The sequence below is a fragment of the Planktothrix sp. FACHB-1355 genome (assembly GCF_014748295.1).
Lineage (GTDB): Bacteria > Cyanobacteriota > Cyanobacteriia > Cyanobacteriales > Aerosakkonemataceae > Aerosakkonema > Aerosakkonema funiforme_A.
Map to the genome: position 1 here is coordinate 64253 of NZ_JACJUP010000001.1, position 23426 is coordinate 87678.

Genomic DNA, 23426 nt, shown 5'->3' on the forward strand with positions numbered 1-23426 from the left:
TTTCAGCAGATCTGCCGAGTACCAGGGTAATTACCGGTCTTGTGTCACTCTAAGCACAGGAAAAATAGTAATCGGCTGGCCAAGTGCGATGTTGAATAGGATTAGAGAGCGTGGTTACTCAAGAAGCGAGAGTTTTTACGGTTACTCAACTGATACCCAACTGCGTCAATAAATAGTTCACCCGTTCATAAGCATCTCGTTGCAAGAATTCTCTCTCAACAGGGTCACTCAACTCCTCAAAATCAGAAACAAACACCGGGCCGATGTGTGAAGGCGAAGCGAACTTTTCAGCAATTTTGCTCAAACCTTCCCGCACCAAACCACGAGTGATATGAGGCTTAAACTCCTCAACCAAAGCATCTAAACCACCAGGATAATTGTAAAGGCAGAAATAAATATCCCAAGCATCCTTTTCCTTGAGACGGTCATAAAGAGCCATCCCTTTCATTACCAGAAAAGGCACAATAGAAGCCACCCGTAAAGACGCAGAATCTATTCCCCCCCCAGGCAGCGTTCCAGAAATCCTCACTTCTGTAAACAATTCAAAAGCCAGATCGCAACCTCGTGCTTTCCTAGCTCGGATATCCTGAATCTCCTGAGTCCGATGGCTTTTAGCACTACCTTCGTATTCACCCGCCAGGAAATCAACCTGTACGACAATCTCCCGGTCGTTCACCGTCACAGTCCGAGAAAAAATGAAAGGCTGTCTTCCCTCACGATACCCACGAGCCAACAGTAATTCTTGAATAGTTTTGTAGCCCGCCGCTTGTAAAGTCCGGTGATTAAGCGCGATATCGACATCAGTACTACCGATGTGTCGCTGTTGTGCCTCAGATAGCAGCAGTTCTGGCACCCAACCGCCGATAATGACAATCTCGTTACGGTACTCCCCCAAAATACGAACCAGTTCCAACAGCACCGATCTCGCTGCTTCTACTGCCATCTGGGTGTAATCGCGTTTGGCTACCATTGGGGCATGATTACCTGTTCTAAAAGTGCTTGCGCCGCCTCTTCCCCACGTCCCCTCATTTGGTAGAGGTCGAGATAAAGTTGGATTGGGGACACAACTTGAGTCCCATCAATATCTTGCGCCTGGTAAAAAACTCCCTCATCATAAGGTTGGAGCAAACTGACATTAGCACCGCTATTCACCGCTTTCAAATTTAGCTTCAGGGCCAACTTTTCCACCCCGTCAGCAACGTAAGCCATTACCCGTTGATATCGGACAACTGGGGCATATCTTGCCGCACCGGAAAATCCCGTTAAAGCGTAGCGAATCCCCGCATCGGAGCAGGTTTGTGCCAAAGTCGCTTCAATTTCCCCAACACTTTTGAGGGAATAAAAGTCAAATACCTGGTGGCGGCGATAGTCGTAGTGTTGCCGAAAGTCCGATAGAAGCAAACAAGGCTCGCGCAACCAAAACCCATCGGGGCTAGTCTTAATTAACTCCCTAGAGGCGAGCAACTTCTTAATGTTAGACACTTGTCCCAGGCTGACTGCGGCTTCAACGCTTAAGTCCTGCACCTTCCACGCTTTTTGCGGTGAGTTAAGTAGAACTCTTAAGATTCGCTCGGCTTTAGGAGAGTAAAGCGATCTCAGATCCCGTTTTTCATTAAATGGGTTGGGCTTCCCCTCTTTTTGAATGTAGACCTGCCCAAAGCACAGGCGACAGTTCCCTGCTAAATCCACATAGCCGATATCTTCTTGAGTACAAATTTCCGCAGATCTTGGGGAAATGTAAGGAGCGATGAACACGCCGTAGGCTCCCGGAATTGCCCCCACACTGCGAAATAGCTTGTTAGCAGAAGAGCGGGCTTGCAGCGGCTGACCGTTCGGTTTGACATCGACTACTAGCGGCACATCATGTGTCGGTAACTTCAACGTCGCCTGAAATTCAGGACTTTTCTGCTCTTTTTCTGACTCTTTCTCTAGAAGCTCTACCTGCACAAAGGGAATCTCCTGCAAACAAGCACGCAGAGCCGCAAAAGCTTCTTGTTCTAAATTGGGTATTTTCATTGTTAAAGCTATTTTCAGCAATTGCTGAAACTAACTTATTTAGTGAAAATTATAGCAGAAGGCAAATGGGTTCTGACGCATATTTGGTGAAAGAGGAAAAAGGCTGGGCAGCAGGCGTGGGAGATTGAGCCAATAATGTCTAGATAGATATCTAGACGGCGTAATCAGGTTTGTGGGGTGAGATGTGGTGGTGTAATAGGTAAGGTATGCTCTAGAGCGCCAGTCCAGTAGAAGAGGTTGACAAAAAGCGCTCTTTATGGTGGGCTAGAAAAAACCTCTCGCTCACCACTCAAGAGTCAAGCGATGCGTCCACCAATATGGAATCCCCCCATCGAGTTATCCCCACAAGAGCAAATTATCGCCAAACGCATCCGTGCGGCTAAACTGTTCTTATTTGTAAGAAAAATTCGTCACCAACTATTCGATCAAGAACTTCAACAAGAACTCTCAGGTCTGTTTAAAGACAGTACGGTAGGAAAATGCCCGCTCGCACCAGCACAGATTGCTTTAGCAATTATTCTGCAAGCTTATACAGGAGTTTCAGATGATGAAGCGATCGAAGCAATGGTAATGGATCGACGATGGCAACTGGTACTAGATTGTATTGACTGCGAACAAGCACCGTTTGGCAAAGGAACATTAGTGAGGTTTCGCGCAGCTTTAATCGCTAAAGGTGGCGATCGGCGTCTGATTGAAAAAACCATCGAAATTGCAAAAAAGACCCAAGGATACAGTGAGCGTTCCTTAAGAGCCGCGTTAGATTCAAGCCCATTATGGGGAGCGGCGAGAGTGGAAGACACTTATAACTTATTAGGTCATGCACTTAAGAAAGCGTTAGAAATAATTGCCAGTCACACGCAGCAAGATTTGGAATCGATCGCAAAAAAGGCTGGCGCAGAGGTGATAACTAATAGCAGTCTCAAAGGAGCATTAGATATGGATTGGGATGAACCATCAGCCAGAGAACAAGCATTAATAAAAATTCTCCAAGCCCTCAATCAAGTAGAAAATTGGATAGAAGAACAATCTGAAATTGAACAACCAACCAGGGAATTGGCACAAAAAAGTTTAGAGGATGCACGACAAATAGAGGCACAAGATATAGAAAAGGGAGAAGATAGTTGCCCAAAGTTACGTCAGGGCGTAGCTCCTAATCGCCGGATAGCGATTGAAGACCCGGAGATGCGACACGGACGAAAAAGCCGTTCACAAAGGTTTGATGGCTATAAGCGTCACATCCTCAAAGACTTAGATCTAGGAATGGTGAGAGCCGTAGGAGTGACACCTGCAAGCTGCAGCAGAAGCTAGTGTTACTTCTGCAATTGCGCTCGATTTAGAATCTCAACAAGTTACTTTAGAAGAATTACATATCGACCGCGCTTATTTGACAAGCCATTGGGTAAAAGAACGTTCATCAAACTTGACAATTATTTGTAAATCTTGGCGAGTACGTAATGGGAATTTTTTTAATAAAACAGCTTTCAATCTAGACTGGGAGAATCAGTTAATTCGTTGTCCTAATGGGATAAGCATCCCATTTATAGAAGGAAAAATTGTTCGCTTTCCTCAACTGCAATGTCAGACTTGTCCAGTGCGTTCTCAATGTACAGCTAGTTCTAAAGGTCGTACTATTTCCATTCATCCAGATGAGTCTTTATTGCAGGAATTACGTCAACGTCAAACCACTGCATCTGGTCGCCAGAAATTAAGAGAACGAGTCAGCGTAGAACATAGCTTAGCTCATATTGGTCAATGGCAGGGAAAACAAGCTCGCTACTTGGGACTGCGTAAAAACCTTTTCGATCTTCGCCGCATGGCAGTTGTTCATAATCTTCATGTTTTGGCTCGAATTTTTACGGAACATCAACCGATATCTGCTTAACTAAAAAAATATCTTCAGTTTAATAGATGGTTTTATTCTGATAAGAAACCTCTTTTGTCAAGCGCAAGAAAGAGGCTGGAATTTTGTTTTGTTAATTTTACTCTCGCTCAGTTACGCCTTGACTCTTGAGTGGTGAGCGAGAGGTTTTTTCTAGCCCAACATAAAGATCACTTTTTGTCAATCTCTTCTACTGGACTGGCGCTCTAGCACTTGACCGAAAACTCTATCCATAAGTGTCGAGTTTCAGGATGATTGGGTTCTTACGCGGTTCTTACGCGATTTTGGTGAAGAGAAGCAATAAGCCAGAAGCTATACATGGTAAGGGATAGAGGGATGTAGTACCCTTGATAAGAAAAAGTAGAAGTAATCCGTTGAGGCAGCATTTTTGGAAAATTGGCACTCAGATTACCAGGTAGAAACAGCCAGGAGAGAAGCTTGCCGGATGTAGTATGAGCAGAGAAGGAAAAACCACCGCAGAAGCGATCGCAAAAAAGTAAAAATTCAGGGGGCGACGAAGTCGCTAAAGAGGTTGCTGTATAAGGCTTATGGCTCTTAATCCTCGTCGATAAAATGACTTCTTATTGCCAATAAAATTTAGCATTTCCTGTACCCATAACTGGCAGGACTGAAAAGCAATCAGCCAGGTTTCCCCATATAAACCTATCCAAAAATTACTATGTCTTCTTCTATTTCTACCTTTTTCTGTCGGACGACAAACGTATTCTTGTTGTCCTTGTAAAGAAGTTCTTTTTCCTTGCAACCAGGCTGAAGTCATGGCTAAAGCTATTAAGAGAATTAAGCGAATTAATTTATCAGGCGAGGCTTTGGAACCTTCTAGATTATATCCTCCGGTTTTACAATCTTTAAACATTGCTTCTATACCATAACGTTGTTGATAGATGTGAGTAGCACTTTTGCCATCGGGGAGATTAGTTAATAAATACAACGGCTCTTTCTCCTGTTTACCTTTATACTTTCTCTTCCAGTAAGCCGCTAAATTAAAACGGTTAAAGCCTTTCTTCTGAGTTAAGCTAATCTGGGGATAAAAAAGCCGAATTCCTGGTTGAATAGGGATACTACTTAACGGCTGAAATTGCTGTCTTTTTTCTCTAAATGTTGTGTCACATTTTTGGCGAAGCACAAAGCTAAGATGTTGACGATGTAGCCACTGTGCCAGTTCTATGCTATGAAACTCTCTATCCCCAATGAGCACTAATTTATATTTCTTTAATAGCCGAATTACCGGACGTAATACTTGCTTTTGTTCGGCTATATTACACGCCCCCTTTTTATCTAACAATGTCCAGAATATGGGAAAAGCTCTTTTTTGGTAAATGGCGCTAACCATCAATACATTATTTTCTCGCCATTGGGTTCGGTCGATAGCAATAATTAGTTGAGTTCCGGTCTTGATTTGATGGAAAATAATCTCTCTAATCAAAGGGAACCACAGAGCTAGTATACTTAATGAACCGAGGGATAAAAAACGTTGAATGTGGCGACGACGACTATTTTCTAAAATTGGCAATGGTAGATTGGCTGCCAGTCTTTCTAGTCGTACTTGTTTTTGGGATTGTAGCAACCATACCAGCATTTTTAGAGTAATTAATTGTGCTGGCTTGAGATATCTTTCCAGGTATTTTTGATAAAATGATGGCAACATTATAGCTTCGGTCTTGTGTTCATAACGAGACCGTTCCTTTTTACCACAACTTACAGCGCTTTGCGCTGTTATGAGGTACAGTAGCAGCAACGAGCAAACCAATTTCTCAAATGTTGAGGATTGATTAAATGGAGAGCTACCTTGATGATTCTGTCAACCATCAAGGTGTTAGTGGGAGCGAATTTACGTAAAAAAGATTTAAGTTGTGACCACCAGAGTTCAATGGGATTAAAATCTGGAGAGTATGGGGATAAACAAATAACACTCGCACCTACAGCTTGAATCATAGGCTCAATAGATGCTAATTTATGGGCGGGTAAATTATCCATGACTACTACCGCTCCCGGCCATAACTGAGGACATAAAAACTTAGAAATAAATACAGCAAATGCTTGGCCATCCATTGAGTCATTCATTGTCATTAATGCCAGGACTTTATTAATACTAATTGCGCCAATAGCTGTCACTTTAGCAGCGCGATAAAATGGTTTTAGTTCGGTGGCTCTTGTGCCTGGATAGGAACGAGCATGAGTTCTCGCTAACCCAAGTAGAATGCCTGTTTCATCCAAAAATACGAGATTTTCTGGCTCAATATGTTTGATTGAGTCCCAATACTCAACTCTCAATTTTCGGACTCTTTCTGTCGCCGCTTGGCTGCTGTACCAAGTTTTTTTTTGCGATTTAACCCTAATTTTTGCAAATAGCGGCACATGGCCGACTGACTCACCCAATTTCCGGTTTTAGAAGCAAATAATTCACATAATTCTGCTAATGTTGCATCTGGATGTTCTGCTACTAATGCTTTGACTTCTGGTTCCGCATTGGTCAGGTGGCTAAATTGTGGTTTTCCCGTTTGTTTGGGCTGTAAATTTCCTTCTGTTCGTTGAAGATTCACCAACTTTTGGACTAAACTTGTACTGACAGCAAATTGGGTAGCTACTTTCCTGATTGACATCTTTTCTACCAAATGGGCTATCACTATTCTTTTGCGGAACTCAACCGAATACGCTTTCATTACCTTTGGCTACGAAGTGATATTTTATTGTATCTCATAACAGCGCAAAGCGCTGTAATACTTTTTTCTCTATATAGAGCCAGTTCTCAATAAGCCAGGGATTTTTCGGCAGGGGTTGAAAGCTCCAAAACCTCTGCACATGCTGCTTTGGGGGCGCTTGTCGCCCCCTGAAAAGTAAAAAACCAGATAAATGAGAAAAGCTGTCAACAAACATTCAAGAAAGCAAGAGAAAACGACGTTGAAGTAAAGGTAAACCAGCACGACCATACATTTGACGCTTAAGCATCTTGAGACGATTAACCTGTCCCTCAACCTGACCATTACTGGTAGAGAGTTCAGGGGGCGACCAAGCCGCTAGAGCGGCTGCTCTATAAGGTTTATGGCTCTCAAGCCTCGTTGATAAAATAACTTTTTATTTGCAATAAGACTCAGCATTTCTTCTACCCATAACTGGCAGGACTGGAAAGCAGCCAGCCAACTTTCTCCATATAAGCCTATCCAAAATTTACTATGTCGTCTTCTGGTTCTACCTGTTTCTGTCAAACGACAAACATATTCGTGTTGCCCTTGTAGTTGAGTTCTTTGACCATGCAACCATGCCGAAGTCATGGCTAAAGCTATTAAAAGAATTAATTTGATTAATCTGTCAGGTGATGTTTTAGAATCTTCAAGATTATAGCCTCCAGTTTTACAATCCTTAAACATCGCCTCTATGCCATAACGTTGCTTGTAGATCTGAGTAGCACTTTTCAGGTCGGAAAGATTAGTTAACAAATACCAAGGCTCTTTTTCCTGGTTACCTTTATACTTTCTCTTCCAATAAGCAGCCAAATTAAAGCGGTTAAAACCTTTTTTCTGAGTCAAACTAATATTTTGATAAAAAAGCCGAATACCTGGTTGAAGAGGAATACTGCTTAACGGTTGAGATATTTGTCTTTTTGATCGAAAAGTTGTGTCACATTTTTGACGGAGTATAAAGCTGACCTTGTTACGGTGTAACCATTGCGCCAATTCTATACTATGAAACTCCCGATCTCCAACGACAACTATTTGATATTTGTTTAACAACCGAATTACTGGACGTAATACTTGCTTTTGCTCTGCGAGGTTGCAAGCTCCTTTTTTATCTAACAATGTCCAAAATACTGGAAAAGCTCTTTTTTGATGAATGGCGCTGACCATCAAAACATTATTATATGACCATTGGGTTCTATCAATAGCGATAATTATTTGAGTTCCCACTTTAATGCGATGGTAAATAATCTCTCTAATTAAGGGAAACCAGAGTGCAAGTATATTTAATGAACCGAGAGATAGAAAACGTTGAAGGTGGCGACGGCGACTATTTTCCAATATGGGTAATGGCAGAGTAGCCGCCAGTCTTTCTATTCGTACTTGTTTTTGGGATTGTAACAACCACACCAGCATTTTTAAAGTAATTAATTGTGCTGGTTTCAGATATTTTTCCAGGTATTTTTGGTAAAATGATGGCAACATTTTTGATGTGGTCTTGTGAACATAGCGAGACCGTTCCTTTTTATCACAACTTGATACTTTTTTCTCTACCTAGAGCTTGTTGTCAATAAGTCGGGAATTTTCTGGCAGAGGTTAAAGCTTCAAACGCCTTCATTGTCTTGGTTCGGGGGCGCTTGTCGCCCCCTGAAGGTAGAGAGAGTCAAAGCAGCTTTAACAGCTTGATAGTCCTGGACAAGACCGTTTGCGAAGCGAACCAAAGGAGAGAAAGAGCAATCAGTGGCCTGTTGCAACCAGGCATCCAACAAATGATGCTGTCGCTGACGCACAAGAGCCGCAAAATCCTGAACCAACTCGATCGCTGGTGCAACATCCGGCTGTTGAGACAGCAATGAGAGCAGTTGTTTTTCATCAGCAGACAAAGAATCAGACAGACGAAAAACCAAAAAAGCAGCCTGTCGGGGAGTCAGAGGTGGCAGATGGCGATCGCGCAACGGTGGAACTGAGCGAATTGGAGCCAGACGACGCACAGGAACACCATTACTCAAATCGAGCCGTTGAAAAAAACGGCAAACAGTCATGTAGCTACCCTTGTAACCAAGTTGTTGAAGTTGAGTAAACAAAGCTATCCATTAATCGCAAATAACTTAACAAAGCTAGCAAAAAAACTTAACAATTTGAGCGGTGGAAAAGCGCAATTTCTGGTTAAAAGAGGGGAGTCAAAGAAGTGTTAGGCCAATGTTGGTTACAAAAGTTAAAGATTAGGTTCTCAGAGGCAGCAATTCTTATGTAGGGTAAAAAGGTGTAGAAGGACATACTGTACATACAAAAAATGAAAGCAAGAAAAGCAAATTAGTTGTGAAGAAAGAGGGAGAAAATAAAAGTAAACGAAGCCGATTAAGGGGTGATATAAAGAGGTTTAAGAAAAAAGCGATATGCCTGGGACAGGCTAACGCGATTGCTAAAAAAAATTAACAGACAGAATGCAGGAGGGCAAACAGAGAGAAAATAAAAGAAATGAAGTCAGGGGAAAAACAGAATGAGTTGGGCAGCCGCCGAATTAAAAACCGCCAAACTAGGAAACAAACGTCGCAACCAGCGGTTAATCAAAATAGTAGAAGACCTAGCCAGCAAACCATCATCAAGCATACCGCAAGCCTGTCGAAATGCCGCCGCAGTCCAAGCCGCCTACGACTTCTTCTCCAACCCAAGAATCAAAGCATCAGCCATCATAGCAGCCCACAGAGAAAGCACCATAGAAAGAGCATTAGAACACCCCTTAGTACTAGCCATACAAGACACCACAGAACTAGACTACAGCCATCATCGCCACAAACAAGGGTTAGGCCCAATAAGTAATTCAAAAGCCAACGGATTAAAACTACACTCAGTTCTCTGCGTCAGTGATGAAGGAGTACCATTAGGACTACTACCTCACGGGGTGACAACCCCGTCAAAACATTGATAAAATAAAGGACATAGCCCTTAGACCCCTCTGAAAAAATGGTAGTTTATTGCGCCTGATTCTCATTAATTCAGTAATAACATCTTGACAAAATTCCATGCCAATTACCCAACATTGACCATATAATCCTATCCAAAAACTACTATGACGACGTATCGATCGCCCGCGCTCAGTTAACCTACCCACATATTTCTGCACTCCCATTGTCTTGATTCTTTGACCTTGAATTACAGCACAAGTGTAGGCGATCGCTATTAATAATATTAAACTACTCAAACGCCGATTGTTAGCGTGACTTTTCTCTAAGTTATAACCCCCAGTCTTACAATCTTTAAACAAAGCTTCAATCCCACTCCGACATTTGAAGATATCGACCGATTGTTTTAAAGTGCCGACATTAGTCAAAAGATACCAACCTTCGTCCTCCTGTTTTCCTCTATATTTTCGTCGCCAATAACCAGCGATATCCAAAGTCCCAAAACCTTTTTGTTTGGTGAATTTTGTATCGGCTAAATAAAAGCTAGTTCCCGGCACTAAACCCATGTCAGATAAGCGAATGTAATCAGAGTTCTCCTCTTGGATATAGCGCCCTTGTTTCACTCTAAAAATAAACTTTACTTGTCTCTGACAGAGCCACGATGCGAGCTTGACACTACCAAATTCCCGATCGCCTAACACAATCACTTCATAATCTGATAGCAACTCTAACACAGGAGTGAGTAGAGCTTTTTGTTCGTCAATATTACTACATCCTCTTTTGTCCAGCAATTGCCAGTATAAGGGGATACTTCTGTTTTCCCAAATTAGGCTGACCATAAATACATTATGCGCTCGCCACTGCGTTCTATCGATCGCAAGTTTCTTCATGTTGAGATTTGTTAAATTTAGCTTGTAAAATTTCTTTAACAAGTGGAAACCACAGGCTTTCTATGTTCAGGGAGTCTAATTTCAGAAATCTTTGTAGGCTACGCCTGCGACTCTCAAATTAAATCGGATAAGGCCAAAAAGAAGCCAATAATTCAATACTAACTTGTTTATGGCTCTGCAACAGATATACCAGAGCCTTGAGCGTATGGTATTCTGCCGATTTGAGTTGTTTTTCTAGATGGTTTTGGTAAAATTGAGGAAACATAATTATGTAGATGGGGACACTTAAACAATGGAAACCCCATCTTTTTTTAGCTCAAGTTGGCCAAATCCGCCACCGGTGGGGCTTTTGACGGGGTTGTCACCCCGTCAGGACTACTACATCAACAAATGTGGGCAAGAGAAAAGAAAACCAACACCACCAAAAAACCCGAAACCACCAAACCAACCGAACCCAAAGAAAGTAAACGGTGGACAGAAAGCCTAGAAATCACCCAAAACGCCATCCCCTCCCAAGTAAGAGTAGTCACAGTAGGCGACCGAGAAGCAGACATATACGAACTATTCGCCCAACCCAGAAGAATCGGTTCAGAATACTTAATCAGAGCCTACCAAAAAAGGTCAGTCAAAACAGCAACCACCCAAACCGAAGTAGAAAAACTCCCACAAGCCATCATCAAAACCAAACCAATCGGACAACTAACCATCTCATTAAAACGCACAACCAAACGGCAACCTCGCCCAGCCAAATTAACCATAAGAATCGCCACTTATTTACTACAACCCCCAGAAAGGCATCCCCAACAAAGCAACCTAAAACCAATCAAAATTCAAGTTATACTAGCCCAAGAAGAAACGCCCCCACCCAAGGAAAAACCAATCAAATGGTTATTAGTAACTACCCTACCAGTAACCGACTACCAACAAGCCTGCTTATGTTTAAAATGGTATTCATACCGTTGGCTAATCGAGCGATACCATTACACCCTAAAAAGCGGCTGTAACATCGAAAACCTGCAACTAGAAACAGCCAAAAGAATTGAAAGAGCCTTAGCCACATACGCGATCGTAGCATGGCGGCTATTATGGCTGACATATCAAGCTAGAAACAACCCAGAAACACCAGCCACACAAGCATTTCAAAGCCACGAATGGCAAGCATTGTATCCCACATTCCGCACCCTCAACTGTCCCAATCGGAAATTACGGAGAGCAAAAAGCAAAGCTTGAATAAAAAGAGACATCCTTACTCAAAAAAGACATCTGATCCGTGATGAATCCTAAAAAATGGGGTAAAAACCTATTCTCAATAAGGAGCAATAAGCATGAGAGGCAGATAAATTGGTGTTAGATAAATAAATCAAGATATGAAATCCATGAACCATAAATCAAATTAATAAATTGAAGTGAGAAAGCGAGATTTTTGACATAGTAACAGAGCGCTATTAATCAAAGCGAATAGCGCTGGATTATGGGGATAATAAAGCAATAGAGAGCCTAATTAAATTAAGTGACTAATTTATAGTAAGGGAGACAATCTTCTGGTAATAGATTCAGAATAAAATCTCGCGATTGATTCCAATTAGAAACCTGTGTTTCTTGATTAAATAGCACTAAATGAATAGACTGGAAGCATTGAAATATCCACCTTAAAGTGGGACGGTCAGTAGCTTTACCCAACTGATTTTTAATCGTTGATTTAGACTCTTGTAAAGCGGTTCGGATTTGTCTTTGAGCCAGTGTATAAACCAGCAAGCATAAACCCATAATCATGGCTAATGATTCAATTCTCTCCGGGCTTTTGAGAAAGATACTATCTGCAAAAAATAAGGGGTCTTTCAGAAAACCAAATCCCCTCTCACATGATTGCTGAGCTTTATACTCACTCAGCATTGTTTCATTACTAAGCACACTTGAATCTAAAACATTTGTCGCAATAATGAAACGCCCTGCGCTCAGAATCTCCGGGTTAATTTTACTTTCACTTTTGGATAATGTAGCTGAGATTTGGTAAGATTTTATTGGCGGCTTATCTGGTTTATTTGCTGTGATTTCAGTAACTTTACTGTCCTCAATCTGGTGATATTTAAACGTCTTTGATAGTTTGGCTAATGCCTTGACTGCATCAGCTTCACAAGCAAATTTTTCGGTCGCTAACTGTTTCAATTCATTTAGGACTTTTGATTCTGCCTTCCCAATTTTTTGGAAGAGCTTACGCAGGTCTGATTCTTTTCTAGATTCGCTCTCTACGACCAACCATCTTTGCTCTATTCCGGCATAAGTTACTGTTTTTTCGACAAATCTGTATCCTTCTAAGTTACTAGCTATCAATTCTGATTCTGGTAATGTTGATATTAATGATTGGGCTGTTTTTATACTTAAAGGTACTCGACACAACCAGCGCAAATCTAACATCAATTTAAGATTTGATTCGGTATATAAAGCGCAGTCTGCTACGATGAGACTATCAACTTCTATTTGGTTTCGGTAATCTACTGCTATTTGTCCAAAACATGATGAGTCGGCTTGGTTTCCCGATGCTAATTTTAAGAAGATTGGTATATCTCCATCTCCCGAACATATTAGTTCGATGATAAATTGTTTTAAATCTGGTCTGTGGTCGCGGGAATAACCGTAGGTGAGCCTAATTTCTTTGGGGGATTTTACTCCTAATTCTTCTGACTCTTGGGTATTGACTGCTTGTTGACGAGCGAATACTACTTCTGGTAAGCTGGTATTGTATTCTCCATGTACGTGCATTGATGATGAATCTAAATGTGATGATAATAAAGATACGTTAAACTTTTTGATGGCATTTAAAGCGATGTTTAAAAATATTCCATCTAGCCCTTTGATAAATAGTTTATCCATCACTCTCCCCAATTTATCATCGTTGAGATATTCTGGTTTGACTCCGGCTCCTATTAAATGTTCACAGGCGATTGTTTCAAAGAATTGCGGAAACATATATAAAGGTCTAGATACAAATCCTAACCCGTTTAAAATCATGGCTTTGACTGTATGACCTGGACTGACTTTTTCTGCTTTCTCTTCACCGATTAATTCATTGATTGTTTCTACTAATCCAATGGCGTCTATGATTCCTGCTACTATTCCTAAATGGTCTATGTTTTGAATCTCTATCTCTTTATTTATTAACATCTCCACATTCTCCACAACTGCTGTGGCTATTTTCCCATTTTTATCGTTGTGATAAATTAATTTTTTTAACTCTTTTGTTGCCTATGATAGTTTTCCTTATTTTGCCCTCCTTACGATCGAATTTACCTTTCTACTTTCTCTGCTTAATGCCACTAATTATCATTTAGCTTCTTTACTCCGCTTCTGCTTTAGTTCATCTGTACTATTCAATCGCCTTTTTGTTGATGTGTGACAGTTGAGGGTGCGGAATGTGGGTTGTATTGCATAACCCACCAAACATCAAAGCCACCATCAGAACCACCCACCCTGCAAGAATGCGTACTGTGGATCGCAAAACTAGGAGGATTTTTAGGTCGTAAAACAGACGGAGAACCAGGCGTAAAAACAATTTGGCTCGGAATGCGATCGCTACACGACATCGCACAGTTTTGGTTAATAGCTTATACAGAAAACCCTTAAAAAGTCAAGAGACTTAATGTAAATATTGATGCGATAAAAGTATGGGTAGCCAGCCAAGAATTATTGTGTACAGGCAGCGATAAATTAACAAGCTGCCAGTCAAAGTCAAAACAAACAACTTAGCGAGCGATGTACATAAAATTATCATTTTGTGTACAGAAGATTTGTCTACCCAGAATGAGACGCAAAAGCGATAATCTGCTCGTGACTCGCTAAGCGATCGCTCGATGGTACAAGAGTGCGATCGCATAAAAATCGAAAAATTTACTCCCAAAAGAAATTAATCAAATAGAAGTCCTTAGTGTCTGGGACAAAGCTAATCCATACTGAATGCTCTAAGCAGTTGTAAGCAAGGCATAAATTCCAACTTCTTGGACGATCCAATTTAAATGTGGAAAAACTTACCAGGAGATCACCTGCTCAATTTTGATCCCAGCACGACCCTTACCAGTATTGTGGCGTTCAGTCAGACCATGATGAGAATTATGACGATTAACCAACAGTTCATTCTCAGCTAAAAAGCGTTTAACAGCATCACGATTACAACCAGATAAACGTTGCAAAGAAGATTGATTAATCGCCCATTTTTGATGTTTATTAGTAGCAGAATAATCATTAAAATGAATCATGGCAATCAAACAACGCCGCAACTTTTCAGAAGCAGCACCTCGCGTGCGAAAAAGTTTCAACTCATCACTGGTCAAAGAAGACCAGTCGCCATTAAAATCAAAGTCAGAAGCAGATTTGTTTGGAGGATCAACAGACTCATTGTTAGCAGATAGGTAAATAGGATAGGTCGAGTAGTAACGTTTAGAAATTACTTCTAGCCAGCAATACTTATCTTCTCTATAACTACTCCACCAAGAGAAAGTATCATCAGTTGTTACAGGAATAGAAGGCACCAGAAAATCTGCAAAAATCTCCGAAATATCTTGGGTTTCTTCAGGCCAGTAATTAGCATCCCACTCATCACCAAGTTCAAAATCTGGGGGAAGTAAGTATTCAAGACCTAAGCCAGACCAATAGATTTCAGGATGAACAGAAAAATCAAAAGATTGGGTCGGATTCGGATATAAATCATCATATAAATCTTGCCACATACAGCCACGTCAAGCTCGACCATATTTAGCTAGTAAGCTGGTAAAATAATTATCAGTTTCGTTAGTTAAATCAATTTGGTTCTGATAGCACTCATCAAGAAAATCCAGTTCATCAATTAAGTTTATAAGTTGGGCTTGTCTGAGGTTGTCTCGGTAATCTCGAACAAATTTGTGAGCGCCTCTTTCAGCTAAGTATTGATAAAATTGTTCATATTCAATAGCCGCAAAACGGTCTAAATAAAAAGCACCGAATTGATATCCCGAGATTTCAAAAATTAAAGGAAGTTGCGCTGCGGGGCTAAGAACATTTACTTCATAAGTGGATTCACCTTGATTGTTGTCGAATAACAAGGTAGATGTCCTCGTTAACAGGCTAAATGTCCGGGGGAGGAAAGACCTGAAACGAAGGGACAGCAATTGTTTGAGGCCGGAGAGCGCTCTCCAACGCAGAATTAACAGGCTCAGTGTCCGAAAATTTTCACCAAAATTAACACGTTAAATGTCCGGTGCAAGAGTAGAGTAAGTAAGAGGGCGGGCACAGAAAGAGAAAAGTCAAAGACTGACCCCCAAGGACAGGCAGTGACAGAATCCTTATCAACAGAGGCAAAACTTGGGGATGAAAATAGGTGGGAATGTATTTCGCCCCAGATGTGGTCGAGTATGAGTGAACCCGAACGCCAACGAGTAAGGCTGATTCAAGAATTGAGCGCACAGCAGCATCAGCAGCAGTATGGGCAGCGAATGCGATCGGTAGCGGCACAACTAGGGATAACAGAACGCAGCGTAAGACGGTTGGTGCAAAGGTATCGAGAACAGGGAATCAGCAGTCTGATACCCCAACCACGACGAGATCGCGGTCAAGCCAAAATCTCTCTTGAGTGGCAGAAATTTATAGTTCAAACGTATCAAGAAGGGAATCGCGGCTCCAGAGCGATGACCCCATTGCAAGTGGCGGTGCGAGTAAAAGTGCGGGCGCAAGAACTAGGAGTAGCAGAATATCCAAGTCACATGACAGTGTATCGGATATTGAAGCCGTGGATGGAAAAAGCGCAACAACCAAAACCCTCGTTGGGGTGGAAAGGGTCGCGCTTGCTGGTAAAAACACGGGAAGGACTGGAAATCGCAGTGGAGTATAGCAACCAAGTATGGCAGGCAGATCACACGAAAGTTGATGTACTGGTGGTTGATTCGTTGGGAGAGATTCTAGGGCGACCGTGGTTAACGATAGTAGTGGATACGTACTCGCGGTGCATCATGGGAATGCACATTGGGTTTGACGCGCCAAGTGCAGCCTTAGTGTGTCTGGCATTGCGTCATGCGATATTGCCCAAGCAATACAGCAGTGCATACGAATTGAAGCAGAGTTGGGGTACGTATGGCTTACCACGGTATTTGTACACCGATGGCGGCAAAGACTTTCGGTCGCAGCATTTAGAACAGGTGACAATGACACTGGGAATCGTGCCATGCCTGCGACGCCAGCCATCAGATGGAGGAATCGTAGAGCGACCGTTTGGGACATTCAATCGAGAATTCTTTTCCAGCTTGCCAGGGTATGTCAGCAGTGATGTGACGACGCGATCGCCAGTAGCCGAAACAGAAGCGTGTTTGACATTAGTGCAATTAGAGCGACTGCTGGTGCGCTATATAGTAGACCACTACAATATAGCGCTGGATGCGCGGATGGGCGATCAAAGCCGAATCGGGCGTTGGGAAGCCGGAAGGATGGCGCAACTTGAGTTATTAGGCGAACGAGAGTTAGATATGTGTCTGATGCGGCGCGATCGCCGTGTAGTCTACCGTAGTGGATACATCCAGTTTGCCAATCTAACCTACCAAGGAGAACATCTAGCAGCTTATGCAGGAGAATCAGTCATCGTTCGCTACAACCCCCGCGACATCACCACAATATATATCTATCAACATCAAGATGGCAAAGAAGTATTTGTAACTCGTGCCCATGCAGTGGGATGGGAAACAGAAACACTCTCATATTCAGAAGCACAAGCAATCAGCCGCCATAGAAGAGAAGCAGGCAAAGCGATTAGCGATCGCTCAGTGTTAGAAGAAGTAAGATCTCGCGATGCAAGCGTCAAACACTTAAAACGCCAAAAGCAGAAAAAGCCCAATACAGATGCAATTGTTTCATCAACTGACACCAACAAGATCCCAACCAAGCAAGCCGGAGACTCTATCCAATTAGCAGACAATGAGACACCCAAACCGAAAAGGTCAGTTCCATACGTGCGTGTCTATGACTACGAACAACTCAAACGAGAGGCAGGCTGGTGGTAAAACAGGATGAGATGTCCATTATTGTTCCATGTCCCAATCCCAAAATCGATCCGAAAGTGCAACTGTCCATCGATCGACTGCAAAGTCACTCCTTTGTAGAAATCGAAGCAGTGCAACAGTTTCACGCCTGGTTAGATGATAAACGTCACTGTCGGCAAGCCTGTCGGGTGATCGGAGACTCGCGTACCGGAAAGACCCTGGCCTGTGATACTTATCGCTGGAAAAATGCACCAAAACAACTCAGTGGAGATGCACCGATCGTACCAGTGATCTACTGGCACGCGACCACGGAAACGGGACAACGCGAATTGTTCGAGCAATTATTGGAGTGTTTAAAGTATCGAATTATACGAGGAACGCTTTCAGAGTTGCGCCAAAGGGTTTACCGACTCTTGAAAGCTTGCCAAGTCGAGATGATTATCCTCGATGAAGCACATCGGCTGCGTCCCAAAACCTTCTCCGAAGTGCGAGACATCTTCGATTTGCTTGGTATTGCTGTAGTGCTAGTCGGAACCGATCGCTTAGATGCGGTGGTGCGGCGGGATGAACAAGTACATAACCGCTTCATGGCCTGTCATCGGTTCTATCGCTTTGATAGTCAGACCCTAGAAGACACTACCGCAATATGGGAAGAGTACGTCTTAAGATTACCGCAGCCCTCTAACCTAACCAGTGCAGCGATGCAAAAGATACTAGGAGCATCGACTCGTGGTTATCTAGGTGCATTAGACGAGATTTTGCGAAGTGCAGGACGACGGGCATTGCAAACAGGGCAATCTCGAATCGAGTTATCCTTGTTAACCCAAGTGGCAGCGGAGTATCAATAATGTCGTCTGAAACTTGGGTATTTCGGCTAGAATCACCACCCGGAGAGAGTTTAGGACATTTCTTAGCACGCTTTCGCCGTGCGAATTACTTGAGCCACAAAGCTCTAGCCGAACATTTGGGAGTGCCCGTGAAATGGGTGCAGGACTGGGAAACACCGTCTCGACGACGAAACCCCACGTCCTTACAATTGATTGCACTATCCAAACTCGTCGAAGTCGAGACAAAGCAACTGGCTCTGATGCTGCCTCCTATGGATCTGCATCTGCTTCCACGCCTTTGTGCTGCCTGTTATCGCGAGAGGCCAATTCATCAGGCACTATGGCAACAAACAGGCACAACTCGCTGCCAACGGCATGGGTTAGACCTATTGAGTGTCTGTCCGGTATGCGGCACTTGTTTTGAGTTACCCGCTCTGTGGGAAAAAGGCTGCTGCCGAGAATGCGAGAAGTCCTTCGAGCAGATGGTCATTTACCAACAGCCTTCCCGGTAAAAACTTCGGTTTTTACTTAATTAGCTTAAGTGTCCAGGTAATATCCCGACCGCCACTAGGTTCGTGAGTGATTTGGAACTGCTGTTTTAGTTGCTTAAGCATCACCTCTTGCTCCAGGATAGAAGTAGAGTAATTCCATTGACCCGGAGTAAGTCGTTTGCTAATAATAGCTCTCTCTAGCTCAATTCGCTCTCGAGCGAAGCTAGCACAAGCGGTCTTAAAAGCAGGCATAAGTTGCTCGATCCGCGCTTCAATTGCCTTAGACTGAATGCGGAGGTCAATCATGGCTTCAATGATTTCGGTAGGTGAGAGCAAAGAGTGTTCCGCCTCAAAACCACCAGTAGAATGGTGGGAAGTAAAAGAATCAGGAGTGGTCATCGTGGCAGTCAAAAATAATCCTCAGTTGTTGTGTCCAAAAAATACTACAACAAAAAGAGCAATTTGAGGCAGCCACCAGATGTACGTGCGATGGCAACAAAGAGGTCAAAAAAAGGTGCTCTACGCTTATGTATGTTCAGGAGAGCGGATCGATGGGAAAGTCAAAAGCCGCACGTTGGCATATTTAGGCAGCATCGCCCCAGATGCCATAGAACGAGCATCAGCCAGAGCCGAATTTTGGTATCAAGTCACAAGTAACCTAGAAAAACTAGCGCAATCGAGTCAGCTAAAAGAAGAAGAACTAGCCAAACTCACAACCGCGATCGCACAGAAAGTGGAACCAGTAGAAGTTCCAGTAGAAGTTCGCATTTTGAATGTAGGATCGAATACTGCTACCACAAAATTTGTTCATGAATCTTAAGGCCAGCACGACCTTTGCTGATATTGTGAGATTTTCCCAAACCATGTAAGTGATTATGCTGGTCAATTTCAGATTGATGAAGAAGCAAAACACGCTTAATCACATCGCGGTGACAACCAGTAAGTTGCTGCAAAGAAGTCTGGTTAATCGCCCACTTTTGGTCATGGGTACGCCCCGGTGTCTGATTAAACTCCATAATTGCCAAAAGCGCTCGATAAGCTTTTTGGTCAGCACTTTCAGAGGTTCCAAAATGTGTGGGAGATCCCATCTGTCCATGAGAATCAGCACTGGGGAGATCGACAGCAGCCTCATGGATAGTTACCGCATCTTTTGACTGCTTTTTAACTTTAGGTACTCTTGGCTGTACGACCTGATTAGGTTGTCCAGTTTGTACAGTAGGTTGAACCGAGTGAGAAAGAGCAGTAGCCAGAACAGTCACCGCCTCCACCAAGCGATCGATTTTCTGCCAGGTTTGGTCTACTTCACCCGGTACGCTGACAGGCTCTGGTTGGTTTAGTACTGACGGTTCTGCCCCTGCCCCTGCCCCACGATCGCGATTGTCTGCCACCACATCTTCTAATTGTGCTGTAGGTTCAAGTTCAGGTGTCCAGGTTTGGCCCAATGACAATCCAGTTTGCCGATCTGTCGCGGGTTCAACCTGTTCTGGCGTTGCCCCTTCATGTACAGGAGTAACCGGAGCATTTGGTGACGCTACGCGATCGTTCGTAGTCTCAAGACAAAGCTTGGATGCAAGAAGCGACTGTAGTTTAGCCTCCATCATATGGGGTTGTGGATCGACCCCCAAAGATTGAGAAAGAGCAAAAGCCCACTCACCTAAATTAACTAGAATTTGGATAGTTTGCGATTGCTGAGGAGAGCCAAGTTGACTCCCCAAAGCCAGTATGCGTTCCTTATCAGAACTAAAGCAGCGTATACTGCTAAATCTGTAGCTATGATTGATAATACTTGATGTAAAGGCCGGATCATCCTGATTACTAGACAAATCGAGCATACTTTCAGCCGCGATCGAGATTTGAGAAGCCCGTTTGGAGTAAGCAGCCATCAACCCTTGATAATTTAGTTCTTTAATCACCCCCTTCCATACCCGCTTAATAGTCGGCTCGGTATGAAGCTTCATCTTACTTTCAATGTCTCTGGGCGAGGCGTAAGTCAGCTGTTTTGAACAGACAAACGGATGATTTCGCAAAGCGTCGATCGCTTTGAGGACAGTAGAGGCACTAACCAACGTAATCATATCCTCCTGCCCAGTTGCCAATTGTCTGCTAAAGCGAAGAGAATGTTCGTGCCCAGTGCGATGGAAAATACCCGATTTAATTAACTCAGCCGCAGTTCGACCAGTCACAGCCATCAAACCAGCCAAGATCTCCGAAGCCTTCGCCCCCTTGAGCAAAGAAGTCGCTATTTGCAAAAAGCGATCGCTTCTAACGTGAGCCGTTGCGGCATCGCCACCAGACGAGATAGACGAAATTAGTTGTTCCTCTTCCGTTCCTTGCTTCTTCTCAACATTAATCTGATCTGTTTGATTTGGCTCAAGCGATTTGTCTAATAATTCCTTTTTTGTCGCCATATTTTCAACAGTTAGTGTAGGTGAAGTAGGGTGTGATATAGGAGTACAAGAAATAGAGGAAACCGAATTCACTTCCGGTTTGTCAGACATATTTTGCTGCTTTTTAAAAACCTCAATTACTTCCACACCGGGCAGTCCCAACTTAATGCCCTGCCTGCCATCGATATTTCCATTGCGATCGCCAATCCTGTAATCGTTATAGTGACGAGAAGAAACCAGCGATCGCCTGAGACTTGGGTCTTCGGCATCAAGAATTTGGAAATGACCCATAATCGTTGCCATGTACTCGATATCGCTGACGCGAGGTGAAGCATAGAAGTGAGTAGCGATGCGAGCATAGATACAACGGAACAAGTGAGTGTAGAGATTATCCCGGCCTGAGCGATGAGGGACTAGCTCACAAAAATGGCGATCGCACGCTTTGACTACCGCAGGCCCATACTTATCATTAACTTGCCGATTGTCCATCCCTTCTGTATCCACCCATGCTCTAACTTTATTGAGCGCCGCAATTACCTTGTCTGCACTCGCCAGAGTAGGAATCTCAAAGCGCAGAGTCACAGGTTCACCACGACGCTTCAAAGCACCAGTGAAAGTCACAGAAAAAGGTGTTTTGTACGTAAACTCAGCAGTATGCAGGAGTTCAGAAGAACGGCGACCAGTCAGAACCGCCAAGCCAGCCGCCACCTCATTCCATTCCCGACTATCCAACAGTTCCGTCGCTTTATCCACAATCGCTTGTGGGTCATCAATCAACTGAATATTCTCATTGCGATCGGCCACCCTCTGTTCTAGAGGCTCATTAACGATTGTCCATTCAGAAGGAGTAAAATTCATGTACTCCAGCGCAACGTGGTATGGATCTAGAGCTTTAATCGCATTGCGAGTGTCATTCATCGGCACCTTCTGTTGCTTCAATTCAACCAACCCACGTTCCACCCACTTCCCCTTCATCCAATCAGCCCAACGCTGTGCCGCCGCCCGGTCTGACGGAGTATCCCTCAACGATTCCACAGAGGGCAAAAATTCATCCAATAACTCTCTCAACCATTTTTTCATCACCCTTACTCCTGTGTACAGGGCAGAAGGCATTGGTGTTTAAGCTTTGTCTTTTTAGTGTCCGGGAGATAGCCAGTAGTCCCTATAAACGAAAAATTACTTCTTTGCTCCTTCGATCCACTTCATTGGACTTTGGTAGCTGCTGCTAATCTGTCTACTTACTGTATGAAAGCAAGCCAATTCCGATAATCATGTATAAATAATATCCTGTATATTATTCCCAGTCAAGTCAAATCAATTCAAAAAATGGTCATGGATATACAAGTAATTTATACAGGCAAGCTTTGAAAGTTATCCCTGCTCCTCAATTCCTAAATACCTACATAGCTACCAAAACACTTACTAGGTCTAGCTTTTAGGCTGAGGATTAACCAGCGTGGTACTCGATACTTGCCAAAGTCCGGTGGGAGGCCAAACTTGCCCGAAAGGTTCGCCATTAGCCACAGCCCGACTGGGCGGCATCAAAAAATTATCCAGCACTTCGATCGCTACTTCCCCAAGCTGACGCGATAAGTCAAGTAAGCGAGTAGAGCACCGAGGCCGCCACATTGCGCGGTTGGTTCATACCAGCGACTCCATATAAGGACGCAAAGCTGATGCCAGAGTGTGGTTTTCTGTCACTGGACGATCGCTAAGAATATAAAGCCCACGCCCCGAACGCATTAGCATACCTTCACTTTCCAAACGCCGTAGGTACTCCCGGTGAATGCCACGCGCCTCTATATCTATTGGTCTTACCACTCCTAAAGAGCGTGCCAGTTCTAACACTTGCTCTTTCTTCGATTCACTCATCTGCTTAACTAACTACAAGTGTCAAAACGTAGGTATCTTTAAATATAAACTAACATCTTGTCACAATCCCCGCCAGTACCTACTTCCATCCACTCCCGTCAAAACTATACATGGGTTTGGCATCTCTAAATCATGTATACAATTTATTCCTGTATATTACTGCTGGCTAATTACAAGAGTTGTCCGCGACCCAATTATCCTTTATAATTGCTGAATAGCGCTGACGCGCATCATCCCACGCCCTGATCGAACAACCTACTGTATATTCCTAATTATGTACATAAGAAATTTGTATACATCAGTATTGGTTATGCCATCCCTCTTGTACATGGTTAGATGCCAAAAACCTCTGTACGAAACCAGATAATTCCATACAAATATCTTATATGTACAGTAGTTTATCCGCGATCGCACTCCCATCCCAAATCTCAAAACCCTTGCTATATATACATTATAGCCTCCATTGTCTACGC

Annotated in this window: 21 protein-coding genes and 2 pseudogenes; 8 read left to right on the forward strand and 15 right to left on the reverse strand. The window is 43.2% G+C overall.

Translation table 11 applies throughout. The features are described 5' to 3' along the window. Nucleotides 1-145 precede the first annotated feature (145 nt). The gene (locus H6S82_RS00280) at nt 146-970 is read right to left on the reverse strand and encodes a hypothetical protein (protein ID WP_190464696.1); all 825 of its coding nucleotides are present in this window, start codon (nt 968-970) and stop codon (nt 146-148) included. Continuing rightward, a complete protein-coding gene (locus tag H6S82_RS00285; RefSeq protein WP_190464697.1) occupies nt 964-2016 on the reverse strand; it encodes a type IV toxin-antitoxin system AbiEi family antitoxin in 1053 nt (350 codons plus the stop codon). Before H6S82_RS00285 ends, H6S82_RS00280 begins: the two co-directional genes overlap by 7 nt. Nucleotides 2017-2319: 303 nt before the next feature. Here H6S82_RS00285 and H6S82_RS00290 point away from each other — a divergent pair. Beyond that, nucleotides 2320-3898: pseudogene (locus tag H6S82_RS00290) on the forward strand (IS1182 family transposase). Between the two features lie 520 nt (nt 3899-4418). Here the strand turns inward: H6S82_RS00290 and H6S82_RS00295 are convergent. The 5 genes from H6S82_RS00295 to H6S82_RS00320 all read right to left on the reverse strand — a co-directional run bounded on the left by H6S82_RS00295 (nt 4419) and on the right by H6S82_RS00320 (nt 8630). After that, entirely contained in the window at nt 4419-5561 is a 1143-nt protein-coding gene (locus H6S82_RS00295) for an IS4 family transposase (protein ID WP_190464698.1), read from the reverse strand. Nucleotides 5562-5629: 68 nt separating this feature from the next. Then, the gene (locus H6S82_RS00300; RefSeq protein ID WP_190464699.1) at nt 5630-6187 is read right to left on the reverse strand and encodes a transposase; all 558 of its coding nucleotides are present in this window, start codon (nt 6185-6187) and stop codon (nt 5630-5632) included. Then, nucleotides 6184-6516 (reverse strand): transposase, encoded by a 333-nt coding sequence (locus tag H6S82_RS00305; RefSeq protein WP_190464700.1) that lies wholly within the window; start codon nt 6514-6516, stop codon nt 6184-6186. The genes H6S82_RS00300 and H6S82_RS00305 overlap by 4 nt, the downstream gene beginning before the upstream one ends. A 414-nt stretch (nt 6517-6930) precedes the next feature. After that, on the reverse strand, nt 6931-8073 hold the full coding sequence (locus H6S82_RS00315) for an IS4 family transposase (protein WP_190464701.1): 1143 nt from the start codon (nt 8071-8073) through the stop codon (nt 6931-6933). Nucleotides 8074-8192: 119 nt separating this feature from the next. Next, nucleotides 8193-8630 carry a transposase gene (locus tag H6S82_RS00320; protein ID WP_190464702.1) on the reverse strand — a complete coding sequence of 146 codons (438 nt, stop codon included), beginning with the start codon at nt 8628-8630 and terminating at the stop codon, nt 8193-8195. A 458-nt stretch (nt 8631-9088) separates the two neighbouring features. Between H6S82_RS00320 and H6S82_RS00325 the strand changes: the two genes are divergently transcribed. Then, nucleotides 9089-9514, forward strand: a complete 426-nt coding sequence (locus tag H6S82_RS00325) for a transposase (protein WP_190464703.1) — start codon at nt 9089-9091, stop codon at nt 9512-9514. Here the strand turns inward: H6S82_RS00325 and H6S82_RS00330 are convergent. Further along, on the reverse strand, nt 9503-10381 hold the full coding sequence (locus tag H6S82_RS00330) for an IS4 family transposase (protein ID WP_242056749.1): 879 nt from the start codon (nt 10379-10381) through the stop codon (nt 9503-9505). The genes H6S82_RS00325 and H6S82_RS00330 overlap by 12 nt on opposite strands. 321 nt (nt 10382-10702) lie before the next feature. On the opposite strand from H6S82_RS00330, the gene H6S82_RS00335 reads away from it, so the two are divergent. After that, entirely contained in the window at nt 10703-11611 is a 909-nt protein-coding gene (locus H6S82_RS00335; protein WP_255512218.1) for an IS4 family transposase, read from the forward strand. 276 nt (nt 11612-11887) lie between these two features. Here the strand turns inward: H6S82_RS00335 and H6S82_RS00340 are convergent, their stop codons facing one another. Further along, the gene (locus tag H6S82_RS00340; RefSeq protein WP_190464705.1) at nt 11888-13543 is read right to left on the reverse strand and encodes an IS1634 family transposase; all 1656 of its coding nucleotides are present in this window, start codon (nt 13541-13543) and stop codon (nt 11888-11890) included. Nucleotides 13544-13813: 270 nt separating this feature from the next. On the opposite strand from H6S82_RS00340, the pseudogene H6S82_RS00345 reads away from it, so the two are divergent. Next, nucleotides 13814-14002: pseudogene (locus tag H6S82_RS00345) on the forward strand (IS4 family transposase); the annotation flags it as partial. A gap of 401 nt (nt 14003-14403) precedes the next feature. Here H6S82_RS00345 and H6S82_RS00350 read toward each other — a convergent pair. Both H6S82_RS00350 and H6S82_RS00355 read right to left on the reverse strand, forming a co-directional pair. Beyond that, complete coding sequence (locus tag H6S82_RS00350) at nt 14404-15102, reverse strand: hypothetical protein (protein WP_190464707.1); 699 nt, start codon at nt 15100-15102, stop codon at nt 14404-14406. Nucleotides 15103-15111: 9 nt separating this feature from the next. Continuing rightward, nucleotides 15112-15453, reverse strand: a complete 342-nt coding sequence (locus tag H6S82_RS00355; RefSeq protein WP_190464708.1) for a hypothetical protein — start codon at nt 15451-15453, stop codon at nt 15112-15114. Between the two features lie 228 nt (nt 15454-15681). Here H6S82_RS00355 and H6S82_RS00360 point away from each other — a divergent pair, with 228 nt between their 5' ends. From H6S82_RS00360 to H6S82_RS00370, 3 genes are read left to right on the forward strand one after another with little or no spacing between them, the layout of a single operon-like run. After that, nucleotides 15682-17397 (forward strand): Mu transposase C-terminal domain-containing protein, encoded by a 1716-nt coding sequence (locus tag H6S82_RS00360; RefSeq protein WP_199317855.1) that lies wholly within the window; start codon nt 15682-15684, stop codon nt 17395-17397. An 11-nt stretch (nt 17398-17408) separates the two neighbouring features. Then, a complete protein-coding gene (locus tag H6S82_RS00365) occupies nt 17409-18224 on the forward strand; it encodes a TniB family NTP-binding protein (RefSeq protein ID WP_191055895.1) in 816 nt (271 codons plus the stop codon). Continuing rightward, entirely contained in the window at nt 18224-18715 is a 492-nt protein-coding gene (locus H6S82_RS00370; RefSeq protein ID WP_191055896.1) for a helix-turn-helix domain-containing protein, read from the forward strand. The genes H6S82_RS00365 and H6S82_RS00370 overlap by 1 nt, the downstream gene beginning before the upstream one ends. A 12-nt stretch (nt 18716-18727) precedes the next feature. On the opposite strand, the gene H6S82_RS00375 is transcribed toward H6S82_RS00370, so the two are convergent. Continuing rightward, complete coding sequence (locus tag H6S82_RS00375) at nt 18728-19105, reverse strand: hypothetical protein (RefSeq protein ID WP_199317856.1); 378 nt, start codon at nt 19103-19105, stop codon at nt 18728-18730. Between the two features lie 103 nt (nt 19106-19208). On the opposite strand from H6S82_RS00375, the gene H6S82_RS00380 reads away from it, so the two are divergent. Then, on the forward strand, nt 19209-19514 hold the full coding sequence (locus H6S82_RS00380; protein ID WP_191055897.1) for a hypothetical protein: 306 nt from the start codon (nt 19209-19211) through the stop codon (nt 19512-19514). Here the strand turns inward: H6S82_RS00380 and H6S82_RS00385 are convergent. From H6S82_RS00385 to H6S82_RS00395, 3 genes are all read right to left on the reverse strand, one after another. Then, nucleotides 19486-22194 (reverse strand): protelomerase family protein, encoded by a 2709-nt coding sequence (locus H6S82_RS00385; protein ID WP_191055898.1) that lies wholly within the window; start codon nt 22192-22194, stop codon nt 19486-19488. The genes H6S82_RS00380 and H6S82_RS00385 overlap by 29 nt on opposite strands. Nucleotides 22195-22509: 315 nt before the next feature. After that, nucleotides 22510-22710, reverse strand: coding sequence for a hypothetical protein (locus H6S82_RS00390; RefSeq protein WP_191055899.1), 201 nt, complete (start codon nt 22708-22710; stop codon nt 22510-22512). Nucleotides 22711-22722: 12 nt separating this feature from the next. Then, a complete protein-coding gene (locus H6S82_RS00395) occupies nt 22723-22953 on the reverse strand; it encodes a type IV toxin-antitoxin system AbiEi family antitoxin domain-containing protein (protein WP_191055900.1) in 231 nt (76 codons plus the stop codon). Nucleotides 22954-23426: the final 473 nt, after the last annotated feature.